We start from the raw sequence: 17,960 nt of genomic DNA, 5'->3' as shown, positions 1-17,960 counted from the left end.
GCGGTGCACGCGGTGGGGGCATGAGCGAGAATCCAGCGGGCACTTCCCCGAGAAACGCACAGGACCAGTCCGGCTGGCAGGCGGTTCTCGAGGACATGACGGCGATCGCCGACGACTACCGCGACCGCGGCTGGACGGCCCTCGAACTCCACCCCGGGGACTCCGTGCTCGTGGACTCCGAGCGACGCACAGGCCTCGACGTGGTCCTGCCGGGGCCCGAGTACGAGGATCTTAAGTCGCTAACCGAGGACGCTACGTTCGCGGACGTAGACGTGTTCCGCGCGGAAGAGGGCGGCATGATCTACCTGCTTATCGTCGAACAGGACCCGACCGCCGAAACGGCCGTCCTCGTTCCCGCCTACTACGATACCGGGTCCGGGCAGGCGGCGCTCGAGGCCGTCCGATCGGCCGGCGAGCTGCGGTTGTTCTGTCGGCGGCTGAACGACGACTACGTCGAATTCGTCCACGACGATGTCGCACCGTTTCTCCCCGAAGCGCTCCCGGACGCCGACTAAGGGCTGGTGCGGCCCGATGCCGTGGCTGGTCGCATCTTTTCAGAGACGTTCCGCGCTCGCGTTCCGACTGAGGACTCGAGGCCGTTACTCCGCGGCGAGCCGGAGCTCTTCGGCGCGGTCGTCGACCCCGTCTGGATCGACCTGCACCGTCAACACCGGGACCGAAGCGCGTCGGACGACCCGCTCCGTGACACTGCCGAGCAGCAGCCGGTCGATCCCGCCGCGGCCGTGGGTCCCCATCACGACTAGATCGCACTCGAGCGGATCGGCCTCGTTGACGATGACCTGACTCGGCGCGCCCTCGCGGACCGCCGTCTCGACCGTGACGTCCGCGGGCGCGAGGTCCTCGACGCGGCTGACCGCCGCTCGCCCCTCCTCGCGGAGCGCGTCGCTGACACCCTCGAGGGCGGTTTCCATGGGGAGCCCGCCGTAGCCGGCCGCGTTGACGACGTAGAGCGCGCGGATCGTCGCGTCGTGTTCGTGCGCGAGGTCGAAGGCGTACTCGAGTGCGCGCTCGACTTCGCGCGAGCCGTCGGTCGGAACGAGGATGCGGTCGTACATCGTGTGTCACGATATCATACAGCAAGCATACCTATTAACGTTTTCCTGACACGAGAGACGGTCAGTCCGGGTGACGATTCCGGTCCGCCGCGGGCGATTCCGACGGCGAGCGCGAATCGGCGGTGAACACCGGTTGCGGGGCCGAGAGGGGAAACGCTGATACAGCCACCGGCCCAACCGGGGGCCATGAGCGACACGTCGTGGACCGACCGGATCGTCGGCGAGCGGATGACCGTCGATCAGGAGTTCGCTTCGCAGATCGAGGCGTCGCAGTTCTCCAACCAGCAGTGGAGCCTGATCATGACGGCCACGGAGTTCGAGATCGAACACGCCGACGATCCCGAGCGGGCCCAGATCGTCGCCAACACGGACAATCTCGACGGGATCATCCCCGAACTCGAGAACGTCCAGACCGGCATGGGCGCGATGGCTGGCGGGGGCGCGGGCGGCGGCTCGAGTTCCTCGAGCGGCGGCGGCATCTTCGACTCGATCATGGGCGCGCTCGGCATGGGCGGGAGCGGCGGCTCCTCCGAGAAAGAACAGCGCGAGGCGGCCGAACGGCTCACGCAGGAGTACGCGACTGAACTGCAGTCCCACCTCGAGTCCAGGGGGAAGTGGGAGTCGGTTCGGCGAACGGCCGCCGACGGCTGAGGTCGGGACGACCGTCGCCGGCGGGCTCGTCGGACAGTGCCGAACTCAACTCCTCGCCGGCCGGTCAGTCGCCGGCGTGAAAGAGCGTGTACTCGCTGGTTTCGTAGATGTTGATGAGTTCGTTGACGAGTTCGTCGTAGGACTCGTCGTCGACGCGCAGTGCATCCAGCCGCTCGATCGTCGCTTCGTCGAGTTCGACGGATGGCATACGAGAGCGTTCGTCGTCGCGGGGCAAAAACACCACGGGGGTCGCGTCCGCACCACGTCTTGCCCGGGCGCGCGGTCCGGGGCAAGCCACAGCACCTTTAGGCACGGTTCCCGACCGTAGGAGTATGACCGACGAAGTCCAGACGACGACCTTCTCGATCAGTTCCGACGACGGCGCGACCGACGAAATCACGATCCCCTCGGGGCTCGTCGACCTCGTCGCCGAGGGCGACCAGACCGACGCCGAGACGGTCGGCGATGTCATGCTGCTCTCCTTCGCCAGCCGCGCCCACCACATCGTCCACCACGGCGAGGACGCGGACGCCGAACTCGAGGCCCAAGAAGAGCGCGTGATGGACCTCTTCGAGGAGCGCTTCGGCGTCACGTTCGGCGAAGCGACCGGCCACCAGCACTGAGCCGCGACGCGCGACTCGAAGTACCGACTTCTTCACGCCTCATTTCCGCCGAGCGGGAGCGCCGTCCGTGAGCGGCGCACTGGAACCGAGATCCGATGCTATCCCGCACCGGCGGTCTCGTTTCCGGTATCCGCAGCGCCCACCGCGGCTCCGGCGGACTCACTATCGGCTCCCGCAGCCGCGCCGTCCGCCTCGGGAGTGTCCGTCGTTTCTGCCGGTTGATCGGCCGGCGCGTCTTCTGCAGGCGTTTCCGTCGGCCCGCCGTCGGGCGTCTCGGTCGGCTGGGACTCCGTGGGTGACGTGTCGGCTTCGTTGTCCGCGCCGGGGTCGTCCGGCTGCGCCGACTCCGCCGGCGGCTCGTCGGGCGGTGCCGGTTCGTCGGGCTGCTCCGGTGGCGTCGGCTCGGTCGGCTCGTCCGCCTCACCCGTCTCCGTTCCGTCGATCGGTTCCGCGTCGCCGTCCGACTCCGCGGTCGCCGCTGCGGTCGCTTCGATCGTCACCGACGCCTGCTCGTCGTCGGTCGCGATCGCGTGCGTCGAGGTGCCCTCGGGCAGCGGCGACGAGAACTGGATCTCGGCCGATTGTCCGCCCGCGAGCGTCACGCTCTCCTCGGAAACCGGCTGGCCGTCGACGCTGTAGGTCACCGTCTGGGTCCCCTCGAGATCGCCCTGATTCTCGACCGTCGCCGTCACCGCTACTTCCTCGCCGGGGTCGCCGGTCTCGGGTGCGGCGATATCGGTCACGGCGAACGTCGCCGGCTCGCCGCTCGCCTCGACGGTCACCGTCGTCTCGGCCGTCTCGTTCTCGCTCGAGACCGCGAGCGGATACTCGCCGGGCTCGAGGTCGTCCGTCGGAGCCGTAAACGAGACGGTCTGGGTCTCGCCGGCCTCGAGCGAGACCGACTCCGAGTCGACCGCGGTGTCGCCGACCGCGAGCGAGACGGTTTGCGCGCCCGCGTCGCCGCCGGTGTTCTGCACGTCGGCTTCGACCGCGAGTTGCTCACCCTGTTCGACCGGACCGTTGGTCCCGGCGATCGAGACGTTGAACGCCGCAGGGTCGGCCGGTTCGATCTCGCCGGCGGTCGGCGTTTCGGCGGTCACGGGCTCGTCGTAGCCGTAGTTCGCGAAGTCGGTCTGCCAGACGAGCTGTTCATCGTCGCTCTCGGGCATCCACTCGACGGTGAACGCGTTTTCGCCGGGTTCCAACTCGGTCGGCGGTTCGTCGGTCGCGGTCCCCTCGACGAACTCGCTGTTTCCGCTCATCGTCGCGTTGTTCGGGTTCTCGTAGCCGAACGTCACGTCGATGGCCTCGCCGTCGTCGGTCGGCGTCGTCTCCTCGACCGACAGCGACGGTAGGTCCGGCCGGGCCTCCTCGGCGCACGTCTGCGCGTCGGGGTTCGCGTAGTCGATCGACGCGAAGGGCACCGCTTCCGGCGAACTGATCCCGGAGATGTACGTCCCGAAGATGCCGTAGTCGGGCACCTCGACGGTCACCTCGTCGCCGTCGGTCGTCACGCTGCGCTCGTCGCCGATCTCGAAGACGATCGTCCCGTTAAACGGTGCCTCGACGTCCTCGCCGACGGCGACGTAGTCTTCGATGATCGTGTTGCCGAAGCCGGCCTGATCGTAGAAGCCCGTGCTCGCGGCGACCTGATCGCCGTCCTCGAGCGAGGCGTCGACGACCGCGCGCGAACAGCTCGCGAACTCGACGTCGAAGTCCGCGAGGTCGCCGTCGACCGCGTACTCGACCGACTCGGTCGCCAGCGCCGCGTCGTCCGCCGCGGCGCGAACGGAGACGTTGACCGTCGCGTTCCCCTCGAGTGGCGGTTCGAGATCGAGGCGCTCCTCCGCGACCGTCTCGTTCGCCTCGAACTGCTCGCTGTCGACGCGTTCGCCGTCGTATTCGGCCGTCACGACGTACGGGACGGTGGCGCTCGCCGCGTCGATCTCGAGGGTCTCGCCGTTCCCTTCCTGATCGTCGACCGAGAGCGTCGCTTCGGGCTCGTCGGTCTCGTTCGCGACCGTGTACTCGATCGTCTCGTTCTCGAGGACCGTTCCGTCCTCGCCGACGACCGAGACGTCGACCGACGCGTTCGTCTCGAGCGGCGGCTCGAAGTCGAGCGCGAGGTCCGTCACCGCCTCGCCGGCCGCGAACCCGTCGCTCTCGACCGTCTCCCCGTCGTACGTCGCGGTCACGGTGTAGGGAACCGACGCGTTCGCCTCGTCGACGGTCAGCGTCTCGCCGTCGCCTTCCTGATCGGCCACCGACAGCGTCGCGTTGGGTTCCGCGTCGGGTTCGTCCGACTCGTCGGTCACCGTCACGAACGCGGCGTCGAGCATCGGTGCCCCATTCCCGGTAACGTACGGCACGTCGTCTTCACCGTCGGACTCGACGTAGTCGAACGCCTCGTCGTCGTTCGTGTCGTGGTGGGCGACCGCCACTAGCGGTCCGCTCTCCGACAGCGGCTCGTCGAGGTCGACCGTGACGTTCTCGTGGTCGCCGGCCTCGAGATAGCTCGAGACGCCGACGATGTCGTCGGGATCGGCGTCGACGGCGACGCCCTCGTAGACGGCGACGAAGCCGCCCTCCGAAAGCGACGTGTTCCCGACGGTGACGCTCTCACCGTCGCTCTCTTGGTCCGAGACATCGAGCGACGCAGTGCCCTCGATCCGGTCGATCGTCTCGATGCGCTGTTCGACCTCGATCTCGACGTGCTGGCTGATGACGGTGATGTCGTCGGTGTCTTCCTGAATCGCGTAGGCCGTCGCGTCGGCCGCGGTCTCCGCCGTCACGGACTGGAGCTGTGTGATGCTGATCCGCTGGGACTGGACCGCTCGAGCCGTCTCCTCGCAGGCGCTTCGGGCGGCCGTCTGGATCTGGGTGACCGACGCGTCCTGCGATTGGACGAGCGCACCGCTCGCACCGCCGCGCGCGAGGCGCTGGACCTGCGTCACGTCGACGACCTGCGTCTGGGTCACCGCCCCCTCACTGGCACCGAACGCGGCGGCCTGGACCTGTTCGACGGTGACTTCCTGTCGCTGGATCGCGCTGGTAACCGCACCCTCCGCGGCGCCGGTCGCGGCGGACTGGACCTGCGTGACCGACACCGTCTGTCGCTGGACGAGCGCACCGCTCGCCCCGCCGTCAGCCGCGGCCTGAATCTGTTCGACGGTCGCCTCCTGACTCTGGGCGATCGCACCCTTCGCCGCGCCGAAGGAAGCTTCCTGTACCTGCGTGATCGAAATCCGCTGGCGCTGCTCGATGCTGACGGACTGGATCTGCTTCAGCGACCCCCGGCTCGCGCCGCGGGCCGTCGCTTGGGTCTGTTCGACCGAGACCGCTTGCTCCTGGACGAGCGCGCCCTTCGCCGCCCCGGCCGCGGACTTCTGAATCTGCTTGATCGTCACGCGCTGGCGTTGCTCGGCCTCGACGCGCTGTTCCTGCTCGAGCGCCGCGTCCGCACTCCCCTCGAGCGAGCCGGCGGCGGCTCCGGCCGCCGCGTGCTGGACGTGCTCGAGGGTCACCCGCTGGCGCTGCTCGACCGATATCGACTGGTACTGCGTCAGGACGCCGTAGGCCGACCCCTGTGCGGCTTCCTGAATCTTCGCTACCGATCCGACGTCTTTCGCACCGGCCTCCCTCGCTGCACCGGCGGCTGCGCCGTTGGTCGCAACCTGAATCTGCTCGACACTCACGCGCTGACTCTGGGCGACCGCACCGTGTGCCGCGCCCCAGGTCGCGCTCTGTAGCTGGGTCGCGTTCACCGATTGCGACTGGGAGAGTCCGCCACCGGTCGCGCCGCCGACCGCGTACTGGATCTGGGTGGCGTTGACCGACTGCTCCTGAATCAGCGCGCCGTGGACGGCACCCTTCGTCGCCGCCTGAACCTGCTCGGCTTCGACGGATTGGTACTGGGACGCCGATTCTCGCGCGCCCTCGAGCGCTGCCGCCCGCTGCTCTTGGGTCACCTCGACGCCTTGGGACTGCACGAGCGCGATCCCCTCGTCGACGCCGGTTTCGACGGCGTCCTCGCGGTCCCCTTGGGTCGCGACCTGCTCGTTCGTTCCGCCCGCGTCAGTCGACTCGTCGTCCGTCGCGGGCGACTCCAGTGTCACCAGTTCGAAGTTCGAGTCCGCCGATTGGACTCCCTCCTGACTTCCGTTTTCCTGCAGTGCGGCCTGCGATTCGTCCTCGAGCGGCGACGCGGCGGCCGCGTCGGTGTCCCCGTCGTCTGAACCGAACGGGCCGAGGCCGCCACCGAGTAGCGGCAACGCGACGACGCTTCCCACCATCGCGGCCGCGACTAGAACGACGGCGACCGTCGTTCGGCGTCGATTCATCGGTCGCCCCCGCCGCCGCGAAGCCCTCCGTCGCGGATCACACGCCCGTCAGGACCCCACCGTTCGACTGCAGCTCCGGCTCCATCGGCACTGCGTTGGCACGCCGGACGTACTGTCTGATACCCCGAATTGCCGGACTTCGTACTACCGGATCGCATTTTCCCACCACGGGGTGGAATTCGTGCATAAGGACGCCGGTCGTTTCGGTTAGCGAGCCGAGACAATCGACTATTACTCGGCGTTTCGTTGCGAACGACGAGCGTAAACAGCGGACAGCGGCGCGAAAGAAGGTGTTTACCGCGCGACCGACGATGGCCGCAACGCTCCGTACAACTGGGAGGAAGCGCATTGTTTCGACCGGCCTCGTCGCCCGACTCGAGGGGCGACTCGAGCGGACGTGTCAACGTCCGTTCCGATAATCTCGGAAACCGAAGTATTGATCCCGGTTTACGAGAGAGCGAGGGTATGGCAACGGAACGGAACTCGGTCGATCCAGTCGATGATGCCGTCGTCCGACAATTCGCTCGGGCGGCGATGCTCGCGGCGCTGATGGGGGCGTCGGTACTGGTATCGATCCCGATCCCCTTCTCGCCGGTTCCGATCACGCTGCAGGTGCTGTTCGTCTTCCTCGCCGGGCTCGTTCTGGGTCCGGTCTGGGGGCCGATTTCGCTCCTGTTGTACCTCACAGCGGGTGCCGCCGGCGCACCGGTCTTCGCCGGCATGAACAGCGGGCTCGGCATCCTAATCGGGCAGACGGCCGGCTACCTGTGGTCGTACCCGATCGCCGCGGCGCTGATCGGCCTCATCGTTCACCGCGGGCGGGCATTGCGCGATCTGCGGACCGTTCGACTCCCGATTCTCGTCGGCGCGCTCCTCGCGGGGACCATCGTCATCTACGGGATGGGGACTGCCTACATGGCGTGGCTCCTCGAGATGGAGGCGTGGGAGGCTATTGCGGCCGGCGCGCTCCACTTTATCCCCGGCGAACTCCTCAAGATCGCCGCGGCGGTCGCCATCGTCCGGTCCGGCCGAATCACACCGGTTCGATCGTAACGACCCGATGATCGAGTTCCAGTCGGTCTCCCACGCGTTCGAGGATGTCCCCGTCCTCGAGGACGTATCGCTGACGATCGACGACGGCGAGTTCGTCCTGCTTGCGGGGGCAAACGGCAGCGGGAAGACGACGCTGCTGCGCCATTGCAACGGCCTGTTGACGCCCGACTCCGGCGCGGTCCTCGTCGACGGGACGCCCGTCTCGGATGACCTGATCGCCGCCCGCTCGAACGTCGGGATGGTCTTCCAACACCCCCGCGATCAGTTCGTCTCGGCGACCGTGGGGGCAGACGTCGCCTTCGGCCCCGAAAACCTCGGGCTAGAACGCGAGGCGATCGATCGCCGCGTCGCGGCCGCGCTCGAGGCAGTCAACATGGCCGGTCGGGAGGACGACCGGATCGAGACGCTCTCCGGCGGCGAGCAGTCCCGCGTCGCGATCGCGGGCGCGCTCGCGATGGACCCCACTCACCTCGTCCTCGACGAACCCTTCACCGGGCTCGACGAACCCGCCCGCCGATCGGTGCTCGAGCGACTCGAGTCGCTGTCGGCCGACGGCACCGGAATCCTGCTCACGACGCACGACCTCCGTGACGTCTCCGCGCTCGCGGACCGCGTCATCGCCATGCGAGACGGGCGCGTCGCCGTTGACGGACCGCTCGAGGACGCGCTGGAGGACCTCGAAGACCTCGCGGTTCGCGTTCCGAACCGATGACCGAACGGGACGAATCGCCGCGACCTCCGCGATCGACGCAGCCCACGGGAGGGAAGCGATGCTGACGTTCGAACCCGACGAGACGTTCGCCCACCGCCTCGATCCCCGGACCAAACTGGCGGTCCAGATCGGGTTCGCCGCCACCGCGCTGGCACACACGACGCCGCGGGCGCTGCTCGTCCTCTCCGCGCTGACCGCAATCGCGTTGGTCGCGGCGAACGTCTCGCTTCGCCGCACCCTCGTCGCCTACCGCTTCGCCCTGGTCATCCTCGCGCTCGCACCCCTGATCGCGGGGGCCACGCTCGGCCCGCCCTGGATCGATCGATCGGACGCCCTCGCGTCGGGGCTGGCGAGCTACCGGGTCCTGCTCATCCTGCTCGTCAGCGCGGCCTACGTGCGTTCGACGCCGGTTCGGGACTCTCGAGCGGCGATCCAGCGGACGGTTCCCGGAAAGCCGGGCCAGATACTCGGTATCGGTGTCGCGCTCGTCTTTCGGTTCCTCCCGGTGCTTCGGGGCGACCTCCGGACGATCCGCGAGGCGATGGCCGCTCGGCTGGGAACCGAACGCGGCGCGGTCGACCGCGCCGGGACGACCGCTATCCTCGGGCTGACGCGGGCGTTCGACCGAGCCGACCGCCTCTCGCTCGCGCTGCAAGCGCGGTGTTTCGCGTGGAACCCCACGCTCCCGCCGCTTTCCTTCTCGCGGGCCGACTACCCCGTCCTCGTTCTCGCCGTCGTCCTCGCACTGTCGGCGTTCTACTGACTGCGGGCAGTGGATTCATCTGTCCGTACTGGCACCCGCGAATCACTCGGGGCGGATCTCCCTGTGGCTCGAGCGGGTCCTCCGTTTTCCGCCGGATTCGTGGCGCTGCCGTTCCCGAATCGTCCGCTCGAACTCGCAACTCGTCGTCTCTACAGCCGGGAGACCTCTGCAGAATTCCTGCCCGGCACTATTTGATATCGCTATATTTGGTTTATCGGCGGTGCCGGTAGCTCTCTCGCACTCGTATGCAAGACGGGAAAACCGGGCTGCACTCCTTGAATAGCTCTACAGACTTGCAGTTGGGATCGCAAACGGCTGTTTGGTCGGTGTCTCACGCTATTTGCTGAGCGGAAGCTCGAGCTGCGATTCTCGTAGCGATCACGACAGACCATCGCCATCGCGGCGGATTGCGATGAAAGCAGACTGTCCGACCAACTCACAGCGTGGACTACTGAGAAGGATCTCGAAAGTAGCGGCGGCCGGTGGAGAGTATGAACCGCGGTCGCAGGAAGCAACTCCTCGATTCACATCCGCCCACGGCTCGCGTCGCTTCTCGTGTAACGTTCGTCGCAGAAAGAGCCGGTGGAGGGATTTGAACCCTCGACCTAATCCTTACGAAGGATTCGCTCTGCCAGTCTGAGCTACACCGGCACGCATTCATTCGTAGGGCCGATATCGGCCATAAGGGTTGCGAATCGATCCGGTCGTGTGAGGCTGTTCCGCGCCTCGAGAACCAAGCCCGGAGACCCGGTTATCGCTCGAGTCGCACGTCCAGACAGACGTTCAGTTCGTGCGGGGCGTACGACCGGACCGTGTGGCGGGTTTCGACGGTGACCTCGTACTCGGGGTCGGCCGCCGCGCGGATCGCGCGTTCGCCCGGTCCGAAGGGGTCGTCCTCGTGTTGGATATCGTAATAGTGGATCGTACAGTCGTCGCCGGCGAGGGTAACGGCCGACTCGAGGAAGTCGTCGGCGCTGTGCGGGAGGTTCATCACGATCCGATCGGCCCAGTTCTCGTACTCGGTGGCGACTGTCCGAACGTCGTCGTTGATCGCGGTCACGCGGTCCTCGACCCCGTTTCGGCGCGCGTTCTCGCGGAGGTAGTCGATGGCCTTGGGGTTGATATCGACGCCGACGCACTCCGCGCCGCGTTTGGCGAAGGGGACGACGAACGGGCCGACGCCCGCGAACATGTCGAAGGCGTGCTCGTCCGCCGTCACCTGTTCTGCCACGCGGTGGCGCTCAGTCGCGAGCCGCGGCGAGAAGTACACGTCGGAGAGGTCCAACAGGAACTCACACCCGTACTCGCGGTGGACGACTTCGGTGTTCTCGCCCGCGAGCAGCTCCCAGTCCCGGACCCGCGTCTCGCCTTTGACCTTCGAGGCCTTGTTCAACACCGTTTCGACGGGGAGATCGGACTCGAGGATGGCGTCCGCGATCGCCTGCGCGCGCTCGGGATCGTCTTCGTCGATGAGCGCGGCTCGCCCGAGTCGCTCGTAGGTGGGCTCGAACGCGAGGAGGTCCGCGGGCGTGGTTTGGCTCTCGCGCTCGGCAACCGTCCGCGGGACGATTTCGGGAGCCTCGAGGACATCACTGACACCGTCGGGATCGGCGATCGGAATGTAGATCCGGCCGTCCTCGACAGCGATTTCGTACCCGTCGTCGATCAGGTCCGCGTCGGCCAGCGCCGCACGCGTCGCTTCGCCGTGTTCGAGCGCGACGCGGACACACGGGACTTCCATATCCGAACTGGCCGGCGGGCCGCCGTAACGCTGACGTTTTCGCGGGCGACGCTCGAGGCTACTCACTTCAAATAAATCGATAGTCGCTATATCGAATGTGGATACTCAGTGAACTCGCCGACCCGGATGCTCGTGTCGTATCGAGACGGTCGTTCAGCCGCTCGCCGATGAGTCAACCGAAATCGCGGCCATTAGCCGCGACTCCGAGATTGAGACGCGATCTGAATCGGTGCTAGTCTTCCGTACCGTTTAGTACAGAAAGTATCAGTAATTCATCAATTTATGTTCCATCGGCGCGTTGCCCGGATGCAGAATGAACGAATACACGCTCGAGGTTCCCGCAATGACGTGTGAAGGCTGTGAGATAGTGATCACCGGCGCGGTGACGGCGGTGCCCGGAGTAGGCCGGGTCGAGGCCGACGCCGAGGCCGGTCGGGTAACGATCAACGGGGATCCGTCGGCGGAACCCCGTGTCCGTAACGCGATCGAGGAAGCCGGCTACGACGTTCCCGAATAATGCCGTCGCGACTCGTCTGTCGGTCGAGACGGCTGCTTCGTCGTTCCCGCGACGAACTACGGTCGGTGACCCGTTCCGCCCTCGGGCAGGTGATCACCGGATGAGTGCGTCGCTCCGGTCCGCGATCGAACGGGCGACCGGTCTCGTCTCCGTCGATCTCGATCGAACGACCGCCGTCGTTGCGGCCATGTTCGCTCTCGATGCGCTCTGGTGGCTGCTGCTGTACGGCGGCCACGTCCCGATGCCGGGAATGGACTGGCTGATGACGGACGGCGGAATCCCGATGGCCGCGCCCGGGGCAATGGAGCGCGCCGCCTTCCACGTCGGGACGCTCAAGGCGGTACTCGGGTACGCCGTCGTGTGGGGCGTGATGATGTGGGCCATGATGCAGCCGGCGATGACGCGGTTCACCCGATCGTACGCCGCCGCGTATCAGGGGTCGGCTATCGGCGCGGCGCGGGCGCTCGTCGCGTTTCTCGGCGGGTACTACGCCGTCTGGATGGCGTCCGCCGTCGTGCCGCTCCTGTACGACGGGATCCTTCCGGGCGGGATTTACGGGTTCACCCGTGCGCACACCCACGCCGTCATCGGCGGCGTCCTCATCCTCACCGGGCTCTACCAGTGCTCGAGGTTCAAACGGTCGTACCTGCGGACGTGCTGTGCGAACGTCCCGGCCCATCTCGACGGCGTACTGCGAGCGGTCCGGGAGGGCCTGTATCACGGCGTTCGCTGCGTCTGCACCTGCTTCGGCCTCTTCTTCCTGGTGATGATCGTCGTCGGCGAGATGAACCTCGTCTGGATGGTCGCGCTGACCGGCGTCGTCACGATCGAGCGTCTCCCGTCGTGGGGCGAGGAGATCGCCGTCGGGACCGGCCTCGTCTCCCTCGTCGCGGGCGTGATCGTGCTGATAATCCGACCGGCACTCCCGCTCGCTTTCACCCTCTGATGGGCCGTCCGCGGTGCCGTCTCGAGTCGCGGCCCGCTGCCGTGACTCGGCGAGAACAGTGTCGATCGGAACGCGGCCGTCGAGAGCATTTTCCGTTCGGCATGCGTACTCGCTCGCGATGAGCGTGCGAACGCGGCTCACGACCGTCGAGACGGTCCGCGAGAACCGGTCGTGGCTGTTCACGATTCGAGATCAGTACGGCGAACCGGACGAGGTAATCCTCGTTCCCTGCGAGGACGACAGTGTCGAGGACGGTTCGACGAGCAGTCGGCCTGCGGCCGACGGCACCGGAAGGCGCTCCGCGCCTTCCGAGCCCTCGATCGCTGACGCTCCCGACGGCGGCGTCGAGGCCTGGATCAACCGCTGCACCCACGAATCCCAGCGTCTCGATACGGGCCGGGGCGCGGCGATGCGGGACGGGCAGGTCATCTGTCCGAAACACGGCTCGATGTTCGACTCCTGTTCGGGCTACTGCGATAACGGCGAGGCGGCCGACACGACGCTACCGTCGATCGAGGTCGCTGTCGACGACGGCGTCGTCTACCTGACCGACGACGACGTCACCTTCGCCCACGAGGGCGGGATCGACGAGGGGGACGACGAGGGCGGCCCGTCATCGACCTCGCACATCGGGTTCTGACCGGGGCGCGAGCCCGGCGAAGAGCGCCGTCTCGAAAACGTATTCCGAGCGCTACGACTACGGGCGGCTATGCTCACCTTCATCGGCCTCGGTCTCTACGACGAGCGCTCGATTACCGTCGAGGGGCGGGACGCCCTGCAGGCGGCCGACCGCGTTTACGCCGAGTTCTACACCAGCAAACTGATCGGCACGACGGTCGACGACCTCGAGGCCGCCCACGACATCGAGATCGAGGTCCGGGACCGCGCGGGCGTCGAACAGGAACCGGACGACATGCTCGCGGCGGCCGAAACCGAGGACGTCGCCTTCCTGACGGCCGGAGATACGATGATTTCGACGACCCACGTCGACCTGCGGCTGCGGGCTCACGACCGCGGGATCGAGACGCGCGTGATCCACGGCGTCACCGCCCAGACCGCCACCAGCTCGCTGACGGGCCTACAGAACTACCGGTTCGGCAAAGCGACGACGCTGCCGTTTCCCTACGCCCACGGCGCGGACGGGCTCCCCGCGAGCGTGACCGAAACGATCGACGACAATCAGGACGACGGACTACACACCGTCGTCTACCTCGACATTAAGGCCGAGCGCGAGGAGTACATGACCGCCGACGTCGGTGCGGAACTGATCGCCGAGGAGTACCCCGACCTCGCGGGCGTCGTCGTCGCCCGCGCGGGCAGTCCCGACCCGCTCGTCGAGGCCGGAACCATGTCCGAACTCGCGGACCGGGAGTTCGGGGATCCGCTGCACCTGCTCGTCGTTCCGGGGGAGTGTCACCTGCTCGAGGCCGACGCGCTGGTCGAACTGGCCGGTGCGGACCGAGAGAGCCTCCGAATCGCCTGAGGCCGTCGAGCCGACGGTCGCCCCTCTCCGCCTCGAGACGGTATTCCGTTCGAAAACGAACGCCGGCAGATTTACGGCCGGGGCGGGAAAGGGTGGCCCATGAGCGGTCCGGAGGTCACGGACGACGCGGCTCGCCTCGACGGGGCAGACAGAGCCGACGAGCGGGGCGACTTCGATCGGGAGACGTTCGAGTTGGCCCGCGAGGAGCTTCGGACGACGTTCGACTATCAGGTCGAGCGCGTACGGGAGATCGACGAGAAGGCCATCGAGATCCTGAAAGCGAACCTCCTGTTGATCGGGCTTGTCGTTACGGGCGGTTCGATCGTCGTCCAGACCGAGCTTGATGTCGCACCCTTCATCAACTCCTTTACGATCGCCAGCGCGCTCCTCCTGTTGGTCTCGACAGGGCTCGCCGGCGTGACGTACACGGCCTCGAACCTCCGGGGCGGCATCGACGGCGATGCGGTCGACGCCGCGCTCGCGACGGCTCGAACCGATCCCGCGGCCGACGCGGACCGGTTCGAGGTGCGACTGCTCCGGAGCTACGGGCGGTGGATCGAGTACAACGCCCGGGTGACGGCGGTCAACGACATGTTCGCGACGATCACGGTCCTCATGGTGATCGCCGCGTTCGTCTACGTCGTCGCCGGTATCGCAGTCGGTGCGCTCGGTCCGTCGCCCGTCGTCTCGGCGGTCGCCTTCCTCGCGCTCACGGCCGCACTCCTGTGGCTCGGCGCCTTCGCGTACTACATGGATCACCTCGGCGCGAGCGACGACCGATGGGAGGGCACGTTCGACGGCGTCAGAATCTCGAAGGGCGTGACCCGGAAGCGCGGACTATCGACGCTGCGATCGATGCGGAGCGAGGGTGCGACCGACGAAGCAGAGGAAGAGCGAGCAGCGGACGCGACCCCGGCGCAAAACGCGAGGTCGTAGGCGAAACGAGCCTGCGAATCGCGGCGGTCATGCCCGGTCCGGCCTCAGCCGTCCACGACTGACTCGAGGCGATCCAGAAAGTCCCCGGGGACTTCGACGTGGGGCGTGTGGCCCGTGTTCCCGAAGACGACCTCTTCGAACTCGCCGCCGCGGTCGGCGTAGGTCTCGAGGACCGCGCGGGTCTGGTCGACCATCGGCTGGGGCGGGAAGACGTCCTCGCCGGGCCAGTCGGGCAGTTCGCCCATCCGTCCGAGCGTGCCGAGATCGAACAGCGAGGCGTTCGAGACGATCTGGTCGTCCTCGCCGCGGATCCACGTGATCGGCGGTTTCTCGTCGGGGTCGATCTCGGTGATCGCCTCGAGCTCGCAGTACTTCGGTGAGATGGCGTTGTTGACACCTGTTTCGCCCGGGGCGATACCCGGCCAGTTATCGCTCGGGTTCGAGGAGCCCGGATAGTTCTCGTCGCCGGTCGCCGTATCGAGCATCCCGGTCAGGTACGATTCCTCGCGGTCGTCGTCGAACGTGTGGGTCGGGTCGACGTAGTAGGTTCGGAGGACCTTTCGCGGGGACGTCTGGCCCTCCACACTCCGGTCGCGGTCGGCGAGTCCCGCGACGAAGTCGTCGTTGCCGATTCCGCCGCCCGAACCCGCGTAGTCGTCGAAACAGGGCGTTCCGTCGACATCTTTCGTGCCGCCGAATCCGTACGGCGAGAGGGGGTTGACGAGGACGAGGTCGGAGACGGCCTCGGGGTGATCGATCGTGTACCGCATCGCGACCCCACCGCCGTTCGACCAGCCGACGAGAACGAACGGGCGCGCGAGGTCGAGTTCGGTCACTAGCGCGTGCAGGTCGGCCTCGAAATCGCCGAGCCCGTTCGTCGCGTCGACCGGTTTCGTCTCCGAATCGCCGTACCCCCGCAGATCGGGCGCGATCGCTCGGTGACGACTCGAGAGGTCCGCCATCACGTCCTCGAAAAACCGCGAGGAAGAGACGTTGCCGTGGAGGAAGACGACGGTTTCGCCCTCGTCGGCTCGACCGGAGCCGCCGGACTCGAGGTAGTGCGTCTCGAGGCGGTCGGTTTCGACGGTTCGCGAGTCGACGCCAGCGAGGGTGTCGTCCCGAGGCATACCAGCCCCAATCACGGCGAGTGTGATAGGTGTCGGGATTGCTTTCACAACCGGCGTCGGTTCGAACGCGATGGCTACTCCCGTCTCCCGGATTCGGGATCGGTCACGGCCGATGTCACTCAGTGAACACTGTCGACCTTAATTCGATAGTATCGATCGGAAACAATCATATTCGAAAACAATTCATCACTGGGTTCGAATGGGACGAGACATGAAAGCGTTCGACGAGACACCGATCAGTCGAAACGGGAAATCGCTCATCCTTGCCCACGACCACGGCCTCGAGCACGGGCCGACGGCGTTCGAGGGCGTCGAGGATCGGCTCGATCCGGAGACGGTCTTCGAGATGGCGACCCACGACGCGGTCACCGCGCTGGCCGTCCAGAAGGGACTCGCCGAGACGTACTACCCCTCCTACGAGGACGACGTAGCCCTGCTCGCGAAGTGTAACGGGACCTCGAGCCTCTGGGAGGGAGAACCGTACTCGCCGCGGACGTGGTCGGTCGAAAGCGCCGTCGAGACCGGCGCCGACGCGATCGGCTACACCGTCTACCCGGGCACGAACCGCGAGCCGGAGATGTTCGAGGAGTTCCGCGCGGTCCAAGAACGAGCGCGCGAGCACGACCTCCCCGTCGCCATGTGGTCGTATCCGCGCGGCCAGGCGATCAAGGAACACCGCAGTCCCGAGGTCATCGCCTACGCGGCCCGGATCGGACTCGAGTTGGGCGCCGACATCGCGAAGGTGAAGTACCCGCGCAGTCCGGAGGCGCTCGCACACGCGGTCGACGCGGCCGGCGACGTCCGGGTCGTCCTGAGCGGCGGGTCGAAGACGAGCGATTACGAGTTCCTCTCGACGGTCGAAGCTGCCATGGACGCCGGTGCGGGCGGGCTCGCCGTCGGTCGAAACGTCTGGCAGCGAGAGAACCCCGAACGGATCCTCGACGCCCTCGAGCAAGTGATATTCGAGGGCGCGTCGGCTGACGGCGCGCTATGACCGTGGTCGATTCGGACGCCGACCACGAACCGATCCTGGACGCGGTCGCGGCGGTCGCTGCCGACGTGCCCGCCGAACTGCCGCGTCTGCGCGGTCACCGCGACGCCGCTACGGCTCCCGCCGCCACTGGCGGTGACGACGACCGGGCGACCGACGAACGCAACCCGACCGGCGACGATCAGTCGGCGGCCGATCGATGGCTCGACGACCGCTTTCGCGAGGCGATCGCGTCGCTCGAGGCGGTCGGCGCCTACGCGAGCGAGGAACGCACCGACGCGCTCGACTGCGGCGACGGGTACGGCGTCGCCATCGACCCGCTCGACGGCTCGGACAACCTCGCCGCGAACGCCCCGATCGGGACGGTCCTGGGGATCTACGACGCGCCGCTGCCGGCCCGCGGCACCGACCTCGTCGCGAGCGCAATCGTGATCTTCGGGCCGACTGTCACGATGACCGTCGCGGCCGACGGCGACGTGGTTCGGTATCGGGTCGACGAGGACGGTGAGCGAACCGATCCACACCGGGTCTCTCTCGCGAGCGAGCGTGTCGCGGACGGTGCCGGCGACGAGATCGACGGCGTCTGTGGCTACTCCGGCCGCCGCGACGACCTGTCGCCGACCCTGCTGGATCTCTTCGATTCGTTCCGCGCCGAGCGACGGTTGCGGTACTGCGGCGCGGCAGTCGCCGACGTGGTGACGCTCCTCGAACACGGCGGGGTGCTCTGCTATCCGGGCACGGATCGCCGACCGGACGGTGTCTTGCGCCTGCAGTACGAGGCGAATCCGATCGCACACGTCGTCGAGACTGCCGGCGGCCGAGCGATCGACGGTCCCACGGCCGGGGGTGAGGCCGATACAGACACGGCACCGAACCGGCTCCGACAGCGGGACCCGAACGGTCTGCACGAACGCGTGCCGGTCTTCGTCGGCTCACCGGAGCCGATCGGCCAGATAGAATCCGTCCTCGGGACCGAGTAACGAGTGCGACTTCGATTACTG

18 protein-coding genes and 1 tRNA gene are annotated in these 17,960 nt (G+C 67.1%); 13 read left to right on the top strand and 6 right to left on the bottom strand.

What is annotated here, in order from left to right; translation table 11 throughout:
• Nucleotides 1–20 precede the first annotated feature (20 nt).
• Nucleotides 21–515 (top strand): DUF7529 family protein, encoded by a 495-nt coding sequence (locus ACT4ML_RS01375; RefSeq protein ID WP_444719253.1) that lies wholly within the window; start codon nucleotides 21–23, stop codon nucleotides 513–515.
• Nucleotides 516–599: 84 nt separating this feature from the next.
• Here ACT4ML_RS01375 and ACT4ML_RS01370 read toward each other — a convergent pair whose 3' ends face one another.
• The gene (locus ACT4ML_RS01370) at nucleotides 600–1,076 is read right to left on the bottom strand and encodes a universal stress protein (protein WP_444719252.1); all 477 of its coding nucleotides are present in this window, start codon (nucleotides 1,074–1,076) and stop codon (nucleotides 600–602) included.
• Nucleotides 1,077–1,262: 186 nt separating this feature from the next.
• Between ACT4ML_RS01370 and ACT4ML_RS01365 the strand changes: the two genes are divergently transcribed.
• Nucleotides 1,263–1,727: a DUF5799 family protein gene (locus ACT4ML_RS01365; RefSeq protein ID WP_444719251.1), complete on the top strand. Its 465-nt coding sequence runs from the start codon at nucleotides 1,263–1,265 to the stop codon at nucleotides 1,725–1,727.
• A 64-nt stretch (nucleotides 1,728–1,791) separates the two neighbouring features.
• Here the strand turns inward: ACT4ML_RS01365 and ACT4ML_RS01360 are convergent, their stop codons facing one another.
• Nucleotides 1,792–1,935 carry a DUF7557 family protein gene (locus tag ACT4ML_RS01360; RefSeq protein ID WP_444719250.1) on the bottom strand — a complete coding sequence of 48 codons (144 nt, stop codon included), beginning with the start codon at nucleotides 1,933–1,935 and terminating at the stop codon, nucleotides 1,792–1,794.
• A gap of 124 nt (nucleotides 1,936–2,059) precedes the next feature.
• On the opposite strand from ACT4ML_RS01360, the gene ACT4ML_RS01355 reads away from it, so the two are divergent.
• Nucleotides 2,060–2,350 carry a DUF7545 family protein gene (locus ACT4ML_RS01355; RefSeq protein ID WP_444719249.1) on the top strand — a complete coding sequence of 97 codons (291 nt, stop codon included), beginning with the start codon at nucleotides 2,060–2,062 and terminating at the stop codon, nucleotides 2,348–2,350.
• A 98-nt stretch (nucleotides 2,351–2,448) separates the two neighbouring features.
• On the opposite strand, the gene ACT4ML_RS01350 is transcribed toward ACT4ML_RS01355, so the two are convergent.
• On the bottom strand, nucleotides 2,449–6,690 hold the full coding sequence (locus ACT4ML_RS01350; protein ID WP_444719248.1) for a DUF7282 domain-containing protein: 4,242 nt from the start codon (nucleotides 6,688–6,690) through the stop codon (nucleotides 2,449–2,451).
• Between the two features lie 465 nt (nucleotides 6,691–7,155).
• Between ACT4ML_RS01350 and ACT4ML_RS01345 the strand changes: the two genes are divergently transcribed.
• The 3 genes from ACT4ML_RS01345 to ACT4ML_RS01335 are packed head-to-tail and all read left to right on the top strand — an operon-like array spanning nucleotide 7,156 to nucleotide 9,218.
• Entirely contained in the window at nucleotides 7,156–7,743 is a 588-nt protein-coding gene (locus ACT4ML_RS01345; protein ID WP_444719247.1) for a biotin transporter BioY, read from the top strand.
• Between the two features lie 7 nt (nucleotides 7,744–7,750).
• Nucleotides 7,751–8,455, top strand: coding sequence for an energy-coupling factor ABC transporter ATP-binding protein (locus tag ACT4ML_RS01340; protein ID WP_444719246.1), 705 nt, complete (start codon nucleotides 7,751–7,753; stop codon nucleotides 8,453–8,455).
• A gap of 58 nt (nucleotides 8,456–8,513) precedes the next feature.
• Nucleotides 8,514–9,218 carry an energy-coupling factor transporter transmembrane component T family protein gene (locus tag ACT4ML_RS01335; protein ID WP_444719245.1) on the top strand — a complete coding sequence of 235 codons (705 nt, stop codon included), beginning with the start codon at nucleotides 8,514–8,516 and terminating at the stop codon, nucleotides 9,216–9,218.
• A 577-nt stretch (nucleotides 9,219–9,795) separates the two neighbouring features.
• Here ACT4ML_RS01335 and ACT4ML_RS01330 read toward each other — a convergent pair.
• Nucleotides 9,796–9,869, bottom strand: a tRNA-Thr gene (locus ACT4ML_RS01330).
• 100 nt (nucleotides 9,870–9,969) lie between these two features.
• Nucleotides 9,970–10,959, bottom strand: coding sequence for a class I SAM-dependent methyltransferase (locus ACT4ML_RS01325; protein WP_444719244.1), 990 nt, complete (start codon nucleotides 10,957–10,959; stop codon nucleotides 9,970–9,972).
• Between the two features lie 313 nt (nucleotides 10,960–11,272).
• Between ACT4ML_RS01325 and ACT4ML_RS01320 the strand changes: the two genes are divergently transcribed.
• From ACT4ML_RS01320 to ACT4ML_RS01300, 5 genes are all read left to right on the top strand, one after another.
• Nucleotides 11,273–11,476, top strand: coding sequence for a heavy-metal-associated domain-containing protein (locus tag ACT4ML_RS01320; protein WP_444719243.1), 204 nt, complete (start codon nucleotides 11,273–11,275; stop codon nucleotides 11,474–11,476).
• Between the two features lie 100 nt (nucleotides 11,477–11,576).
• On the top strand, nucleotides 11,577–12,422 hold the full coding sequence (locus tag ACT4ML_RS01315; protein ID WP_444719242.1) for a DUF2182 domain-containing protein: 846 nt from the start codon (nucleotides 11,577–11,579) through the stop codon (nucleotides 12,420–12,422).
• A 118-nt stretch (nucleotides 12,423–12,540) separates the two neighbouring features.
• Nucleotides 12,541–13,062: a Rieske (2Fe-2S) protein gene (locus ACT4ML_RS01310; RefSeq protein ID WP_444719241.1), complete on the top strand. Its 522-nt coding sequence runs from the start codon at nucleotides 12,541–12,543 to the stop codon at nucleotides 13,060–13,062.
• 69 nt (nucleotides 13,063–13,131) lie between these two features.
• Nucleotides 13,132–13,905: a diphthine synthase gene (gene dph5 / locus ACT4ML_RS01305; protein WP_444719240.1), complete on the top strand. Its 774-nt coding sequence runs from the start codon at nucleotides 13,132–13,134 to the stop codon at nucleotides 13,903–13,905.
• Between the two features lie 99 nt (nucleotides 13,906–14,004).
• A complete protein-coding gene (locus ACT4ML_RS01300; RefSeq protein WP_444719239.1) occupies nucleotides 14,005–14,841 on the top strand; it encodes a hypothetical protein in 837 nt (278 codons plus the stop codon).
• A gap of 44 nt (nucleotides 14,842–14,885) precedes the next feature.
• Here the strand turns inward: ACT4ML_RS01300 and ACT4ML_RS01295 are convergent, their stop codons facing one another.
• Complete coding sequence (locus ACT4ML_RS01295; RefSeq protein ID WP_444719238.1) at nucleotides 14,886–15,968, bottom strand: alpha/beta fold hydrolase; 1,083 nt, start codon at nucleotides 15,966–15,968, stop codon at nucleotides 14,886–14,888.
• A gap of 211 nt (nucleotides 15,969–16,179) precedes the next feature.
• On the opposite strand from ACT4ML_RS01295, the gene ACT4ML_RS01290 reads away from it, so the two are divergent.
• Both ACT4ML_RS01290 and ACT4ML_RS01285 read left to right on the top strand, forming a co-directional pair.
• Nucleotides 16,180–16,962: a class I fructose-bisphosphate aldolase gene (locus ACT4ML_RS01290; RefSeq protein WP_444719876.1), complete on the top strand. Its 783-nt coding sequence runs from the start codon at nucleotides 16,180–16,182 to the stop codon at nucleotides 16,960–16,962.
• Entirely contained in the window at nucleotides 16,959–17,939 is a 981-nt protein-coding gene (locus tag ACT4ML_RS01285) for a class 1 fructose-bisphosphatase (RefSeq protein ID WP_444719237.1), read from the top strand. The genes ACT4ML_RS01290 and ACT4ML_RS01285 overlap by 4 nt, the downstream gene beginning before the upstream one ends.
• Nucleotides 17,940–17,960: the final 21 nt, after the last annotated feature.

It is taken from the genome of Natrinema sp. LN54 (assembly GCF_052439245.1).
In the GTDB taxonomy this organism is placed as follows: domain Archaea; phylum Halobacteriota; class Halobacteria; order Halobacteriales; family Natrialbaceae; genus Natrinema; species Natrinema versiforme_A.
This window is presented reverse-complemented; position numbering and strand designations above follow the sequence as displayed.